Origin of the sequence: Streptomyces wedmorensis, assembly GCF_000716445.1 — a bacterium.
Taxonomy (GTDB): domain Bacteria; phylum Actinomycetota; class Actinomycetes; order Streptomycetales; family Streptomycetaceae; genus Streptomyces; species Streptomyces wedmorensis.
This window is the reverse complement of record NZ_JNWK01000018.1, coordinates 38289-54211: the sequence shown is the minus strand read 5'-3', so window position 1 is coordinate 54211 and position 15923 is coordinate 38289. Positions and strand designations below refer to the sequence as shown.

Genomic DNA, 15923 nt, shown 5'->3' with positions numbered 1-15923 from the left:
GATACGAGGAGGGCAAGGGTGCGATTTCAGCCTCGGGGCAGGAGCCGCGGCGCCGGTGCCACGGACCTGTTCTTCCTACCGCTCGGTCTCTGAAGGCTTCGAGCCGTCGCCGGGGTCGCCCTCGCCCTTGGGGGGCTGCGGCGACCGCCCCGGCTCCACGAACGTCTCCAGAAGTATCGGCACGGCCTCGTCCGGGATCCGGAACCCGGTGGCCCACGAGGGCTCGGTAGGCGAACCGTAGATGGTGTGGAGCAGGAAGGACTCCTCGCCCGTCAGCAGCCCCTGGTCCTCCAGCTCCCGTGCCACGGTGCTGATGGGCCGGGTGAAGCCCTTGAGCCGCCGGTCGTCGGGATATCCCGCCAGGTCGTACACGGTGGCCCTGTCCACGAAGCCGCCGTTCGCCGCGGCGGCGATGATCACCTTGGCGTGTGCCGGGTAGCGCACCCGCAGGTGCTCGACGAAGATTCCGAGGGACTGTCGGGTCCAGCCGGTCTCGGCCGTCGTTTCTTCGCGGTCCGCCTCACGAAGCTGCTCCAGGTCGTCGACGGAGTCCTTGTCGACATCGAGCCCCTCGAGCAGCTCCTCTGCCCACTTGAGCAGGTCGGCGGGGGTCAGCATGTAGAGCTGTACACCGGCGTGCTCACGCAGCTCCACCACCAGCTCGGCTCGAGGGCGGGCGGAGATGTCGCCGTCCTTCGGGTGCCACCAGTCCTTCTTGACGTCACCGGTGACGAGCAAGACGTCGCCTTCGTGGTTCTGCGCCTCCTTGAGGAGCTGCACCCAGAGGAGGTAGTCGCCGGCCGCGCGCTCCGGCGGCTTCGTCTTGAAGTCCTCGTACCCGGGCGGGATCTCCTCGTCCGCTCGCTTCTGCGCCGCCTGGACCGCCTTGTCGTACTCGTCGGTCGGCAGCGGCTCCCCGATGCGGCCTTGCAGGAGCGGCTCCAGGTCGGCCAGTACGGGGTCGCTGTGCGTCTCGGCCGTGCCCAGGAGAGCATCCCGCTCGGCCTGCGCGTCGATGATCTCCCGTAGTCCGTCGATCGCCTCCGCGAGCGTCTTGAGCCCTTCGTCGATGCGCAGGGTGACGCCCTCGTCCTGCTTGAGACGTACGTCCTTCACCCACCGGTCGACGGCGTCGTGCGCCGACCTGCGCGCCTTGTCGAGGGCGAGGGAGGTCTCCTTCGCCCGGGTGCTGTGGTGATGGCGGATCGACCTGAGTTCGCGATTGCGCCAGAACTCGGTGAGCACCTGGTGCGGGACCCAGAGCCGGTCGCGGAGCTTGGAGAGGACAGCGAAGGTGTCCTGCCGGGTGCGGGCGTTGGAACGGTAGAGGTTGAGCAGCACGTTGGTGTCGAGGACGATCATCCCGGACTGGAAGACCCGCTCGTAGTCGCTCTTGAGCGGGGTGCGGTGGGCCCCGTCGCAGTCGAAGATCCCGCGTCCGGTGGTCTGGCCTTCCGGGTTGTCCTTGTACCCCATACTGCTGTGCGCTTCCCCTCGTTGGCCCGGTACATGCCTCGGGCATAGGAGGGATGGTTCCAGGATCGACCGAGGTGCGGGAGTGACCTCTCGGCCAAATCTCGCCTGGGCTGAAGTCGGACCACGGAGGTGTGGAGTGTCAGGTATGCGACGGGTGTCTCGGCGTACGACGGGCAGGACGGGCAGGGCGATTCCGGCTCAGCGGGATGGCAATGGCTCCGGTGGCCGCCAGGACAGCGCGGACCCGGCGCCCTCGCCACTGCCTGTCGAGCCGTTCAACCGGCGGGTCGAGTTACTCGTCGCGGTGGTCGACAGCCCGGAGGAGTCGGAGCTGTCGACGCAGCTGTTGGAGGGGCGGGGGTGGTCGGTACGGCCGTGGGTGCCCGGCGACGAAGAGGAAGACGCTCTGGGGAGCGGACGTCGGGGGCTGCTGGTGGAAGTGCGCCTGCACGGAGCCCGGTTCGGCGCGGTGCAGGCGGCGGTCTCGGAGATCGAGTGGCTGGCACGGCGGCATCAGGCGGGGATGTGGGTGGTGGATGCGGCACTCGTCGAACACGAGCTGTCCGTGGACCACCGGACGGTGCTGCATGCCTACCGCGGGCGTCGGGAGGCACTGGCCGGACCCTCCGTACGGCAGGACTTCAGAAGCCGCATCTTCGCCTGGCGTGAGCTGTTGGGCTTGGTGACGAGTGTCCGGATCATCAAGCAGGACGGCCGACCGCGTGTCGAGGCAGTAGCTGAGCTGCTGGCGCGCGGGGCCTTCACTCGTCGCCCTTACGACCCAGGGATTCTCCACCTGCGTATCCCCGCGGGAATGGAAGGACGGAATCCCGAGGACGCCCCTGCTGAGTCCTTCAACCTCTGGCCTGCTGCGCTGCTCCTTTCGGCCTACACCATCGCAGGAGTGGCATGCGGGTACGTGGCCGCCCTTTCGGAAGCCCTGCTCGTCCTGCTCCCGATCCTCATCGCATGCGCGCTGGTGTGGCCGGTAGGTACGAAACTCGCCCCCCGTCGCGAGCCCGGGGCTCAGATCGTCCCGCTTGTAAGAGGCTCACTCTTCGTGGGCATTTCGGTCGTGATCGGGATGCAGGTCCCGGGCATCGTGGCGAGTACGCCCTCCGCAGAGACGGTCGCATGGGCCGCTGTCACCGTGGTTCTCATTCCCCCGGTGTCGTACGGCCTCAGGTACGCCTTCGTGCACTCCTGGTTCAGCCGCAACGCCAACTGGGCGGTGCCCGCTCTGATCCCCGCGCTCGGGCTCACCCTCCCCTGGTTCGGAGGCTTGATGCACACGGTCTACCTGCGGCGTGCGTTCGATCTTCCGTCAGAAGCCGCCTCCGTGTCTGTGTACTGGTCCTACGCGGCATCACTCGTGCCGGTCGGCGCCGCAGCCCTGGGTGTCACGGTTGTTCTGGCCCTCGCCGGGTGGGCCCGCCATTTCCACCTCATTCGGGTGCGCGGCATGGAGCGAGTGGGACTTGCGCTGATGACCCTCTTCGTCGTGGGCATGACTCTGCTGACCGGAATCGCCGTTGCTCAGATCGACTCGTCCCGGGCGCGGGCGGCGGTGGCGTCCGGCCGCGATCCGGCTCGGTACTACGGGATCCAGGGCAGCCTCGTCTGCGTGAAGCCGCTGAGCGAGGACATCGCGGTCTTCAACGGGCCGCTTGCCTCCGCTCGCCCGCTGCTGACGTTCGGCCCGTCCGGTGACCGGGTCTGGCTGTGGGATCCACGGCGGGGCGAGCCCCTTTCCGTTCGTCTGGAGGATGTGGCGGTGACGGAGAAAACGTCTCGGGCGTGCAGTTGAGGCAGTGTCTGCGGCCCGGGACGGCTGGAGCGGGTGCCGTGCCCCCTCCCCCTCCCCCCCGTCCCGGCCGGAGCGGAAGCCCAAGGGTCAGCGAACCATCCCCCTGACGTTCTCCAGCATCGCCTGGAGTACGTACGGCGGGGCTGTCGCGGCCGTGCGGGCCGCCTCCCGGTACGTGGCCGCGTTCTTGTCCGAGACGCCCTCGCCCGCGGCGATCAGCTGCTGCTGCCGCTCACCCCAGGAGGGCCAGCTCTCCCCGAGATACGTCTCCAGGTTGTCCGCGAACACCGTGTACGTACCGGCCGAACCGGTCTCCGGCCAGGGAGACCTGGACTCCCCCAAGTACCCGAGCAGGTCCGCGTTGCTCCCCGAGATCTTGCGCGCCTGCTGCTCGAACGCAGCCTCCTTCTCCGCACGCTTCTCCTCGTCGAAGTGCCGCACCGACTCGCGCTTGCGCTCCTCCATCCCGGCGTCACCGTCGAAGACCACGTGGCAGGGCACGCCCATCGCGGACAGGATCGCGTGGCTGAGCAGGAGATTATCCCTGCCGGTCACGTCGACGTAGGTGATTCCCTCGGCGCCGAGGTTGATCCCGTTCCGCTCGGCACAGCCGTCGAGCAGCGCGCCGTCGGTCGTCCCCTCGCCCAGGACCGCCGCGTGGGCGAAGAACGCCTCGGCGAGCGACCCCGCCATCGCGACGCCGCTACGCCGCCGGACGGCCTCCTCTTTCACCAGCCCCTCCAGGGACCGGCACAGCTCGTCCTCCGTCACCTGCCTCACCCGGGTGACCGGGTGCTCTGCCCCGGCGTCGCGAGTGAGCCGCCGGACCTGGTGATAGCCGGCCGGGTCGATGAAGACCGGACTGTGCGTCGCGTACATCACCTGCGTACGCCCCTCGGCGGACGAGGTCACCAGCTCGCGCAGTACCTTCGCGAACGTCCGCGCCTGCGGCGGATGCTGGAACAGCTCCGGCTCCTCGACCGCCAGACACAGCGTCCGGGTCCCGCCCTCCGGCCGCCTGCGGTCGGCCAGGTACTTCAGCGCGGCAATGATCAGCGCCCGCTGGAAGCCGTGCCCCTGGCGGTACACGGACGTCTCGGCACCCCCGTCCTTGATGCTCACCTGGAACGCGGTCTTGGCCGGCCTCGGCGCCCGTACGGTCGGGGTGACTATGACCTGGCGCCCGGTGGTGAGCTTCGCGACCTCGGCGGAGAGCGCGTCGGAGATGTCCTTCAGAGCGGGACCGTAGACGTTGTCGTGGACCGCCTGGCGGGCGAGCTGGGCGTTCTCCTCGATCTCACCGAGCTGGGCGTCGGCCTCGGTACGGTCGACGGCGTGGTCGAGGATGCGAGCGATGGCAGAGGCCTTCTGGTCGTCGGCCTCCTCGTAGGCGCGCAGGTCGGCGGAGACGAAGACGAAGTCGATCAACTGGGCGAGCTTGCTCTGCCCGGCGAACCCGAAGAAGTGGGTGTCCTCGACCTCCGCCTCGGTGAGCTGGTCCCGGTGCGCCCGCTCCCAGGCGAGCATGGCCTCGTTCACGGCCTTCTCGCTGCCGGCGGGAGGCATCCCGAGACTCGGGGTGCTGTCCCGGAGGGCGTTGTACGCCCTGCGCTTTGTCATCGCGCCGCCGAGCACGCTCCGGATCTCGTCGAAGGGCGCGTACGCGAGTGCCTTGCCGGTGATCTTGTCCTCACCGTTGTCCCCGGTACGCCAGATGCTCACGGTGGTGGCGTCGTCGGGGGCGTACCGGCCGAGGGCCTCTCGGTCGAAGTCGGTCAGTCCGTCGAACTCGACCTCGACGGAGATGCGCTCGCCGCCGGCACCTGCCACCGCCGAGTGGATGTCGTCAGTGGTGAGGGCCACCGACTTTTCGCCGTTGAAGAACCAGTCGAGTGCGCGGAGCACGGTGGACTTGCCGACGCCGGTCGGGCCGATGAACGAGGTGATCTCGTCGAAGGCGATGTCCACCTTGTGCAGGCAGCAGAAGTTCTCGATGCGTACACGCTTGATCTTCACGGTCGTCCTGAAACGTGGTGCGGGCGGGCCCGTTGGGGCCCGCTGGGACGGATCAAGGCTAGCGAGACAGATGACGCTATTTCAGATCTTTTCACTTTTATGAGGATGCGGCGAGTGGTGGTGCGAGGAGGTCGAGTTCGGCCCAGACCGTCTTACCGGGAGCGCCTACACGAGGGAACCAGCCGAGGCGGTCGGCCAGGTGGCGGACGAGGTAGAGGCCCCGGCCTGATTCCTCGGTCGGCGGTGGTGCGTGCGTGAGGTCGGTGTTGAGCTGCCTCTCCGTACGGGTGTCGGTGACCTCGATGCGGAGGGTTGTGGCGACGAGGAGCAGGCGGAGGCGGAAGTCGCGGCCGGGGACGTGGCCGTGGCGGACGGCGTTGGCGGTGAGTTCGGCAGCGATGAGGGTGAGGGTCTCGTTGGGGGTGGAGGTGTAGGGGTGGCCCCAGTCGTCGAGCCGGTGGGAGACGAGCCGGCGGGCGAGACGGGCTCCGCGTGGGGTGGAGGTGAACTGCATCGTGAACTCGTGGGTGGTGGTCGGGTGTTGTTGTTCCACCACGGGAGGAGTAATTGCCTGGTTCATGCGGAGAACGGTTGCGGAGCGTGCGTACCGTTGACCAGGAGTGACGCGCTGACGGTACGGGCTGTACGCGTTGGTGGCGCGCGGTGTACGTGGTGCGGGGCGGGTTGCGGAGGTGCCGGGCGTGGTGGAGCAGCAGGGGTCCGAGGACAGCTACGAGGCCAGGGGTGGGGGCGGGGATGAGTCCGGATCGGGGATCCTGCACCTCTTCGGTCAGCAGTTGAAGCTGTGCCGGGTGCGGGCGGGGGTTGAACGGGCGGAGCTGGGGGCGCGGACGGGGTACTCGGCGTCGACGATCGCGTCGTTCGAGCAGGGGAGACGGATTCCGCCGCCGAGGTTCATCGACCAGGCGGATGAGGTGCTGGATGCGGGTGGGGTGTTGAAGGCGGGGAAGAGGGAGGTGGCGCGGGCGCAGTATCCGGCGTTCTTTCGGGACGCGGCGCGGTTGGAGATGGAGGCCGCTGAGATTCACGTGTACGACAACCACGTAGTCAACGGCCTGTTGCAGACAGAGGAGTACACCCGAGCTCTACTAACCATGCGCCGCCCGCTACTGAATGAGGACATCATCGAGCAGCGCGTTACGGCTCGGATGACTCGCCAAGAGATCTTCAATCGGCAACCTTCTCCGCTGCTCAGCTTCGTCATGGAGGAGCCCGCCCTGCGGCGCCCGCTCGGCGGAAGGTCTGTGCAGAGGGGCCAGCTCGAACAGATCCGTCTGGTCGCACAGAGGCGCAACGTCGAGCTCCAGGTCATGCCGCTCGACCGACAGGACAACGCCGGCGTGGACGGCCCCTTCACGCTGATGACTCAACGCGGTGGCAATCAGTTCGGATACATGGAGGCCCAGGGGCGGAGCACGCTGGTGACGGATCGAGAGGAGGTCCGCGCGCTTGCGGCGCGCTATGGGATCATCCGAGCGCAGGCTCTCACCCCATGGGAGTCTCTGGCCTTCATCGAGAAGCTGCTGGGAGAAGTATGAACGTCGCAGACACCACCGCTAGCGCCCTCGAACTCGCATGGCGCAAGAGCAGCTACAGCGGCGCCGAGGGCGGCCAGTGCGTTGAGGTCGCTGTACGCCCCGGCACCGTGTACGTCCGGGATTCGAAGGACATGGAAGGGCCGCGCCTGTCCCTGGCGCCTGAAAAATGGGCTGCCTTCGTGGAGTTCACCGCGCAAGGCTGAGCACTGCATTGACGAGGGCACCCGCCAACGGACCGTGCCGTCGGCGGGGCGCCCTCATCTATACGCGGCTGTACACGCGGGCTCAGTCGGCCTTTTTGGCCCTACCGCCCTTCTTCTTCTCCGGGCGCCAGGCCGTAAGGCCCTCCACTGAGAGGCCATGCTTGGCGCGCTGCTCGTCCAGGTACGCCTGGTACTCCTCGGACGGCGTGCCGCCCCACTCTTCGTCATGCTCGCCGTGCCACTGGTGGACCCAGGGCATCAGTTCCTGGATGCCGGCGATGAGCGGGGTGAGCCGCGGCGTGTCCCAACCGGCCTGCTCGGTGCGGTCGTTGATTACGTTGACCAGCGCCTGCACCTGATCCTTGTGATCCCAGCCAGCCCAGCCGAGGAGAATGGTCGGGTCGGAGTCGGGCGACGCGTCCGGGTACGAGATGAACCGCTCCTTGGGGACGTCCAGCTTGCCGCGGTGGGACCAGTAGGACGCCTTGAGGAAGTCGAGTCGACTGCCGCTATTCACATACTCAGGCGGGACGGAGATATCACTAGGAGATACTCCTTCGTCCTCTCGTCGCTGCCTGATCCAAACATCACGCCATTGCGCGTGCTTGCGCAGCCCAGAGTCTGTGTAACGCAATGCAGCCAGATACGGCACATGCTCCACGTCGAGTACGTCCGCAAGAATGTCCACAAGGGTAACATCTCGACTTCCCGAATGCTCGGCGTACAGTTCAGCGACGACACTCACCTCAGGGTCACTGCGGAGTGCATCGGCAAGCTGGTTGACACTCAGTGTTCGCGGGGAAGGGAATCCATCCCTGAGATGGAACCACAAATCTCGGCGCTCACAAGCGTTAAGCAGCCAGGATTTGAGCGCTTCCTTCTCTCTGTCCTCCCATCGCCTACTTTCCCATCGACGCTTACATTCAGGTCTCTCAATGAGAGCGATGTCTCGCCTGGAGTTAATAACATCGATCCGAGCCTGCACAATGGCCTTATATTGGTCAGACCAGTCGTCAGGAATCTCCGTGCTACGAATCACGTCACTCCGATTAAACCATCCCGAACTAGTTTCGCCGTCACCTTCCTTTCGAGCTAGAACGATCTCAAATGCCCGCTGCCCCAGAGCCACCCTGGGCGGTTCGATCCCGTCAGGCAGCAACGTGCGGGCGATCTCTGCGCGATCGAGGAGACCATGAGCACCGTACACAACCCAGTCCAACTCCTCCTGCAGGCCAATCATGTTGGCGCGCGTCTGCTCGTCCTCGGCTCGCGCAGCCTCCATTCGCTGACGACTCGGCATGCCAGAATTCAGTACATTAGCGGGCTCATGCGAAAGCAGAGTACGCGAAAGCTCATCCAGCTCCTCCCCGAAGGAGTCAAACGACCCATCAGGGATCGGTAGATTCTGGACAATTCCTCCGGTGAACTCCATGGTCCACGACCAGGGATGCCCGGCCGAGCCGCCGCCCTGATGCTGCGCGGCTTCCCGCATCAAGAAACACGACACAGAAGAATTCAGAACGGCAAGCAGGGAGTAATGAGCACGCAAATCCGCACTGGACGTTAGCTTAATGATCGGGGCATGTCGATTGAAAACGTTACCCCCGCGATCCAGGCTGAAATGATTATGCGACGCCTTGAAGGCAAATGTGATCGAAAGTGGAGTCGCATATGCAGATTCCGTGTGCTGCATGTACTCCCACCATTCGAGCCCAGCATCGGCCATATCCCCTTTGAAGGTGCGACGTGCAGCCAAGAGGGTCCTCCACGGCCAGAGCTCGCGAGCCAGAACCTCCGGAGACGCCTCGCCAGCATAGGGGTAGAGAATCCCTTCCGCGCCGACGGCACTCCAATCCCGCACCGAGCGGCCAGTCAAGAACCCCCTAAGGAACTTTGCGTTCGCCTCACCCCGTCCAATACAATGCAGCGGTCGCACAAAGGCCGCATCCGCGCCAACTCTCACAGCTCGCCCAATCGGCGGCTCGATAATGGACTTCAGAGGCGTTGAACCATTCGCGAGAGTGGAACGCAGTTGCTCCCGTCCACCTCCAGGGAGCATCCAAGGATGCTTCGCCAGATAGTCTCGCGGGACCTCACCAGCAGCAGACCAGCCATCCTCCGCGTCCCCGATTCCGTTCGCCTGATCCGCGATAGACAACCACGGTTGACGCTGATGAATTGGGCCGTCTCCGGCAGAACCGTCGCCCCCCTTCAAGCCAGTCACCATCCGCACCGAAGTGCGGCGAGAAGGAATCCTGTTTTCGCCGACCAAGACGACCGTTGGCGTACCCTCGCGATTATGTCCGGGAATATGCGCACGCGAAACGTCAATAATATGACTCAGAGAAACCCCGGGAAAGAACTCCTCGATTAGACGCTTACCTGAATTCCTCTTCATGAACGAATTGGAAGTGATCTGCCCAACGCGACCCCCCTGGACTTCCAAGACATTCGAACGAACAGCGAGCTCGAACAGCCTCTGAGCAAAAGGAACGGAGAGCGGGAATTTATTGGAACAGACATACGCTGCCCGATAGTTCTTGATCTCCTGTTCGTCGCTAACCTCGATGTAAGGCGGATTCCCCACTACAACGTGATACGTCCCCCGCCCCAGCAGATCTACCCGCTCTGCGTACTCCCGCACATCCTCCGTCCGGTACGCGAACATTCCCTCGTCCCCGCCACCAAACAACGTGTCCAGCGTCTCCGTAACAGACTCCGCCCCCCGCCCATGCAGCAGCGAGTCCCCCACCGCCACATTGATCGGAAACGCGGGCGCCGCACTCAGCCGCCGTTCCCCACACGCCTTCAGCGCCGCCACCAACAACCGGAACCGCGCAATCGCCACCGCGAACGGGTTCTTGTCGCACCCATGCACCGACTCCAGCGACCGCCGGACCAGCTCCCAGTCGTCCGTGCCCGGCTCTGCCGCCCGCCACTTCTCCAACAGCCGCCCGAACATCCCCAGCAGGAAGTGGCCCGACCCGCACGCCGGGTCGATGCACCGCAGCCCCCGCGCGATCGGGTCGGTCCCCTGCCAGCCCTTCGGCTTGTGCTTCCACACCGGGTCGAGGCCGAACTCCTCGACCGCCGGCTCCAGCGTCAGGTCGAGGATGAACTCCTCCACGAACTCCGGCGTCTGCAGCAGCGCATACGTCTTCCGCGCGTGCTCGCTCAGGTCCTGGTACAGGTCGCCCAGGAACCGCGTGTCCAGCTCGTCGTCCGCAAACACATGAACGATCTCGCCGTCCGCGCCCCGCTCCCGCCAGAAGCCGAGCAACCGCGTCGCCGCCTCGTACGACGGGGTCAGCTCCCACAGCGGGTTGTGGCCACGGTCGAAGAGCCCCGCCACCGCCTCGTGCGAGCCGGCCAGCGCCTCGAAGCCGGCGACCAGCCAGTCCCGGTCGTTCAGCTCGGGCCGCTCCCGGAAGAACGCCGCCTGCCGGTCCTCCGCGTCCGCCAGCTGCTCCCCCGGGCCTGCGATGTACGGGTCGGTGATGAGCCCGTTGTCCTCGCAGAAGCGGACGAAGACCGTCGCGAGGATCCACGCCGCCGCCGCTTGCGTGACGCGTTCGTCCCGCCACGCTCCGTACGTGGCCGCCGTGCGCTGGGCCTCTCGCGCCGCCTTGTACTCGCGCTCGAGCGCCACACGGAACTCGTCCTCCGAGTCCGTCCGCGCCCTGAGGTCGTCCTCCAGCGCGGTGACCTGCTTGCGCAGGTCCTTCAGCAGTGCGGCCTTGTCCACGAGGCGGCGCCTTTCTCTCCGTAACACACAACCCGTTCCAAACCTACGGTCCGTCCATCCTGCCAGCTCAGGAGGAATGTCCGGACCTGTCGTGCTCCCACCGTCAGCGGACCGCGCCGACCCTTCCCGGTCCGCCTTCGAGCCTGCCGCGCCGGTAGAGCTCGGCGATGTCCGCAGTGAGCGCCTCGCGGATATCGCCGCCCATCCGGCGCCAGCCGAAGAAGTCGCAGATCTGCTTGATCAGCTCGTCCTCTGACATACCGGGGCATTCCACGGCAATCTCGTACAGGGCCAGCTGCCGCTCAGCCGGGGCGATGAGGGTCACCTTCCGTGGGGTGTCCCCTGGCTCCGGGCGCCGTGCCTTCAGTGCGTCCAGTCCGCCCCGGTCCTTCGCGTCGTAGAAATCGCCCTCCCGGGCAGCAGCCTCGGCGTTCACCAGGCTCCGCGCCACGAAGGTCACGTTGTCCCGGATCCGGCTCCCGGCCCGTCCCACGCCCCAGGCCTCCCGCGCCCGCAGAACGAGCAGGTCCAGGTGGATCGGCCCCTCGGCCTCGATGATCTGCATCAGCGCCTTGCGCAGGGCCGGCCGTGCCTCGGCCGTGTGCATCTCGTACGTCGAACTCACGGTCAGCCGGCTGGGGCGGTACGGAGCAGCCCACTCGCGCTCCACTCCCGTGTCCACGGGTACGCGCTCGTACTCGACCTCGACCTGCGGCTCCTCGACAGGAACGGTCACCACCCGCCCGCGGCCGTGGGCCGCCGCGCTGGCAGCCGTCCCGACCCCGGCGTCCTGCACCGGCTTCGGCCCCGACGCTGCCAGGGGGCCATGTTCGATCGCCTGCTCCACCGCCTCCCGCAGCCGCAGCTCCGCCGCTTTCCGTCCCCGGTACCAGTCCGTGCCCCAGATCCGGTACAGCCGCCAGCCCAGGCCGTTGAGCACCTGCTCGCGCAGCCGGTCGCGGTCGCGCGCGGTCTTGGAGGAGTGGTACATCGCGCCGTCACATTCGATGCCGAGGGCGTACGCGCCCGGCAGCTCGGGGTGGCGCAGGCCGAGGTCGATGCGGTAGCCGGCGACACCGACCTGGGGCTGGACCTGGTATCCCCAGCCTCGCAGCACCTCGAGCACGGACTCCTCGAAGGGGCTGTCGGGCTCGGCGTCCCCCTGGACGACGTCACGGGCGAGGACCGCGGGGCCCTGCTCGGCGTACTCCAGGTAGCGCTTCAGGTGCTGGACGCTCACATTGGGGCTGTCCTTGAGCTGTGCGCCGCGGAAGGAGGAGACGACCTCCATGCGGTAGCGGGCACGGGTCACCGCCACGTTCAGACGGCGCCAACCGCCGCCCTTGTTGATGGGGCCGAAGTTCAGTCCGAGGGTGCCGTGCTCGTCGGGGCCGTATCCGACGGACATGATCATGACGTCTCGTTCGTCGCCCTGGACCGATTCGAGGTTCTTCACGAAGAAGCCGTCGAGGCGGTCCTCGGTGAAGCAGTGCTCCAGGTCGGGACGCGCGATGCGGGCCTGCTGGACGGCCAGGTCGATGGCCGAGGCCTGTGCCTGGGAGAGGGCGACGACGCCGAGTGTCCTGCCGGGGCGGGTGTCGAAGTGGTGCATGACCCGCTCGGCCACGAACTCCGCCTCGCTGCGGTTGTCCCGGCGGCCTCCCTTGTCGTACACGCCGTCCGCTTTGAGGAAGTCCACGCCGACGTCGTTGCCCTTGTCGAGCGAGCCGGGGAAGGTCACCATCGAGTTCGCGTAGAACTCGCGGTTGCTGAAGGTGATCAGGTCCTCGTGACGGCTGCGGTAGTGCCAGCGCAGCGACAGCTCCCGCATGGCCCCGGCCTTGCAGGCGTGCAGCAGGGACTCGAAGGAGTCGGGAACGTCCTCCGCGTACTCGTCCGAGTCGTCCTCGACCGAGGAGTCGAAGAACGAGGTCGGCGGCAGCTGCTTGTCGTCGCCCGCGACGATCAGGCTGCGGCCCCGGTAGATGCAGTTGATCGCGTCGCTGGGGCGGACCTGGGACGCCTCGTCGAAGATGACGACGTCGAAGGCGAAGTCCGGAGGCAGGTGCTGGCTGACGGTGAGCGGGCTCATCATGAAGCACGGCTTGATCGACTGGACGACCTCGCGCGTGCGCCCGAGGAGTTCGCGTACGGGCATGTGCCGGGTCTTCTTCTCCGCCTCGCGCTTGATGACGGCGCTGCCGCCACCGCTGTGATTGCGCGGGCGGCGTCTGTTGCACTGCTCGATCACCGCCCCGCCGGCAGCCGCGATGAGGCGGCGGTCCGCGGCGCGGAAGTCCGCCACCCGGGCGTCGAGGTCCTCGGAGCGGGTGGTGCGGAGCCGGTCGTCGCCGGCCAGGACCGCGTCGGCCCAGGAGCGGAGAACCGCTTGCTCGACGATGGCGGGCAGCTGTTTCGGGTCGATGCCGCGCTCGGCCGCGTTCGCGACGAGGTCGTCGGCGTCGTGACGGGCGAGGACGGCGACACCGGCGCGGTATGCCTGCCATTCGTCCGGGCCGTGCGGATCGGCGAGGAGTACGTCGATCAGCTGCTGCGCCTGTTCGAAGCCACCCAGCAGGGACGGGGAGAGCTGGGTGCTCCTGGCCGGGTCGAAGAGGCCGAGGAGTGCTGCCGCGGACGCGGACCAGCGTTCGGCGCGGCGGCTCGCCGTGGTGCACCACGTGGCAAGGGCGCTCCGTACGTTCGCGGCGAGCAGCGTGGGCAACGGGTCGGTGTCGGAGCCGTCGGCCAGCTGGCCGATCAGTCGCTCGCGTCGGGCGGCCCCTCCGCCCAGCTCGGCGATGCGGTCGGCGGTCGCCAGTGCCCGGTCGAGATCCTCGGCCTGCGACGCGGTGCGCGGTGTCCAGCGTGCGAGGAGGGTGGTGTGCTGATCGGCGAGACGCTGCAGCTCCTGCGTCGCGTGAAGCCAGCCGAGTGCCTGCTCTAGACGGCCGGGGAGCTTCTTGTCCCAGGTGCCGCTGTGCGTCAGTGCCGCCACCGCGGCCCGGTCGGCCTTGTACTGCGCCGAGAAGCGGGCCAGCAGTCCGCTGTGCTGGTCGGCGAATCGCGCCACCAGTTCCGGTAGTTCGGTCGCGCTCAGTACCTGCTCGCCGAAGACGTCCTCCGCTGCTGCCCGCGCCGCGGCCTCGGTGGCCAGCGCCTGGTGCAGTTCCCGTGCGGCGCGATGTGCCGTGCTCCGTACGCCGTCGTCGAACCATCCCGCCGGCGGACGGTGATCGGCTTTCGTGAGATCCGCCAGCTCACAGAGCGCGAAGGCGGCCTCGGCTCCGTTCGGCTTCGGCACACCGAAGAGATCCGCGAGTTGGGCGAGCTGGTCGGAGACGTCCTCGGGCAGACCTCCGTCCGCCGCACCGTCCTGCCCTGGGAGCCCGTCCCGCAGTGCGCGGACGGCCTGCTGGAGTTCACGTACCGAGGCGGGTTCGCCCTGATGCGCAGCGAACGGGCGTCGGACCGCAGCGGCCCGTACGGCACTCAGTGCGTCGGCCGCCTCGGAGAGCACGGAGGGCGCCGAGTTCCCGGCCAGCCCCCGCCAGGGGAAGGAATCCCCCTCGGCGGCCGGTCGCCAGGCACGGCTGACGGCTTCGGCGGCGGAGACCAGTTCCTGCAGCGCATAGGCGCTCAGTCTGTCGACCGTCCGGGCGTTCTGCCCGGACAGCGCAAGCTGCGGGGTGTCGGCCAGCTCCAGCTGGATCAAGCGGCCCAGGACGTCGTGGAGACCGCGCTGCAGAGGCTCACGCGTCTGGTTCATCGCCGCCGCATAGGCGGACAACTCCTCGCGCAGCCGGCGGGCCTGCTTCAGCTCGTGCTCCGCCGCTCCCGTGGCCCGGGCCTCGGTGGTCAGCACCCGGGCCAGTTCGGTGGCCACCGCCTTCTTGCTCGTATCAGCGCTGTGCAGCCCCATGACGAAGTCGCCGAGGCCCACACTCCGCAGACGGTTGCGCACGACATCCAGGGCCGCGGCCTTCTCACTGACGAACAGCACACTGCGGCCCGCGTGCATGAGTGCGGCGATCATGTTGGTGATGGTCTGGCTCTTGCCCGTGCCAGGAGGACCGCTCACCACGAAGGAACGACCGTCGAGCGCGGCCGCGATGCACTGCCGCTGAGAGGCGTCCGCGTCGAGGACGAGCGGTGTCTCCTCGGGCAACTGGACCTCGTCGATCCTGTCGAGCTCCGGAGGCTCGAAGCCGATCAGATCGTCCGGCAGACCGGCGGCAGGGCCGAGCGCGACGGCCTTCACCAACGGATGTCCGAGGATGCGCTCCTCGTTCTGCTGGAGGTCCTGGTACATGGCCTCCCGGTGCGAGGCGAACAGGCCGAGCACCACCCGTTCGTCGACCTTCCAGCCTGCTTGGCTGGCTGCGGCCGAGCGAGCCGCGGAGATCACGGCGGAGAGGTCGGTGACGTCGGTGTCCGTGACGCGGCTCCAGTCGATTCCCTGCCGCTCGAGCTTCACCGCGAGGGCGGGATTGTGCATGCGGTCCTGGCCGTCGGCCGGATGGATTCGGTAGCGACGGTCCTTGTCGCGGCGCAGCTCCACGGGTACCAGCAGCAGCGGCGCGGCACTGCTCTCCTCGGCGCCTGGCTCACGCCAGTCCAGCATGCCGACGCCCAGCCACAGCACCCACAGACCGTAGTCGTTGAACGTCTGGCCGGACTTCTGCCGGAGTTGGTACAGGGCACTGTCGAGCGCCGCCTGAGTGGGCTTCTGCGTCACCACCCCGGTTCCGGAGCCTTCGGCCGGCACTTCGATGCCGTCGTCCTCGGATTCCGCGGGATCCGGCGCGACCGGGGCGAAGTCCCAACCTCTGGCGAGTCCGTTCAGGAGTGTCGCGGCGCTGGGCGATGTGAGCTCCAGTGTCGCCGTCTTCGTGTGGCGGAAGTTCAGCAACCGGTTACGGCCGCCCAGGTCGAGCAGCGAGTGGCGCCAGCCTTCCAGCACGACCTTCAGCCGGTCGACACCGGGATCGCTCGTCGCGGTACGCGGGGTCTGACGCTGATGGGGCATATGGGGTGACCTCCTGAGCTGAGCGCACAGGGGTGTCCACACTCACAGGCCCCCCTGGAGACACCTGCTTACCAGCCCGTCCCTCAGG

Annotated in this window: 8 protein-coding genes; 3 read left to right on the top strand and 5 right to left on the bottom strand. The window is 67.3% G+C overall.

Translation table 11 applies throughout. The features are described from left to right. Positions 1-75: 75 nt before the first annotated feature. On the bottom strand, positions 76-1476 hold the full coding sequence (locus OO54_RS16735) for a PIN-like domain-containing protein (protein WP_033203937.1): 1401 nt from the start codon (positions 1474-1476) through the stop codon (positions 76-78). Positions 1477-1780: 304 nt separating this feature from the next. Here OO54_RS16735 and OO54_RS16730 point away from each other — a divergent pair, with 304 nt between their 5' ends. After that, entirely contained in the window at positions 1781-3283 is a 1503-nt protein-coding gene (locus tag OO54_RS16730; protein ID WP_157856489.1) for a hypothetical protein, read from the top strand. A gap of 87 nt (positions 3284-3370) precedes the next feature. Here the strand turns inward: OO54_RS16730 and OO54_RS16725 are convergent, their stop codons facing one another. Together OO54_RS16725 and OO54_RS16720 are read right to left on the bottom strand one after the other, a co-directional pair. Next, positions 3371-5299 (bottom strand): AAA family ATPase, encoded by a 1929-nt coding sequence (locus OO54_RS16725; RefSeq protein WP_033203933.1) that lies wholly within the window; start codon positions 5297-5299, stop codon positions 3371-3373. 97 nt (positions 5300-5396) lie between these two features. Next, a complete protein-coding gene (locus OO54_RS16720; RefSeq protein ID WP_078905223.1) occupies positions 5397-5879 on the bottom strand; it encodes an ATP-binding protein in 483 nt (160 codons plus the stop codon). A 121-nt stretch (positions 5880-6000) separates the two neighbouring features. Here OO54_RS16720 and OO54_RS16715 point away from each other — a divergent pair, with 121 nt between their 5' ends. Both OO54_RS16715 and OO54_RS16710 read left to right on the top strand, forming a co-directional pair. Further along, on the top strand, positions 6001-6858 hold the full coding sequence (locus OO54_RS16715; RefSeq protein WP_418953261.1) for a helix-turn-helix domain-containing protein: 858 nt from the start codon (positions 6001-6003) through the stop codon (positions 6856-6858). Beyond that, complete coding sequence (locus OO54_RS16710; protein ID WP_033203930.1) at positions 6855-7061, top strand: DUF397 domain-containing protein; 207 nt, start codon at positions 6855-6857, stop codon at positions 7059-7061. Before OO54_RS16715 ends, OO54_RS16710 begins: the two co-directional genes overlap by 4 nt. A gap of 82 nt (positions 7062-7143) precedes the next feature. Here OO54_RS16710 and pglX read toward each other — a convergent pair whose 3' ends face one another. Together pglX and OO54_RS16700 are read right to left on the bottom strand one after the other, a co-directional pair. Further along, complete coding sequence (gene pglX / locus OO54_RS16705) at positions 7144-10806, bottom strand: BREX-2 system adenine-specific DNA-methyltransferase PglX (RefSeq protein WP_234439402.1); 3663 nt, start codon at positions 10804-10806, stop codon at positions 7144-7146. 103 nt (positions 10807-10909) lie between these two features. Continuing rightward, complete coding sequence (locus OO54_RS16700) at positions 10910-15835, bottom strand: DUF3320 domain-containing protein (RefSeq protein ID WP_033203926.1); 4926 nt, start codon at positions 15833-15835, stop codon at positions 10910-10912. Between the last annotated feature and the right edge of the window lie 88 nt (positions 15836-15923).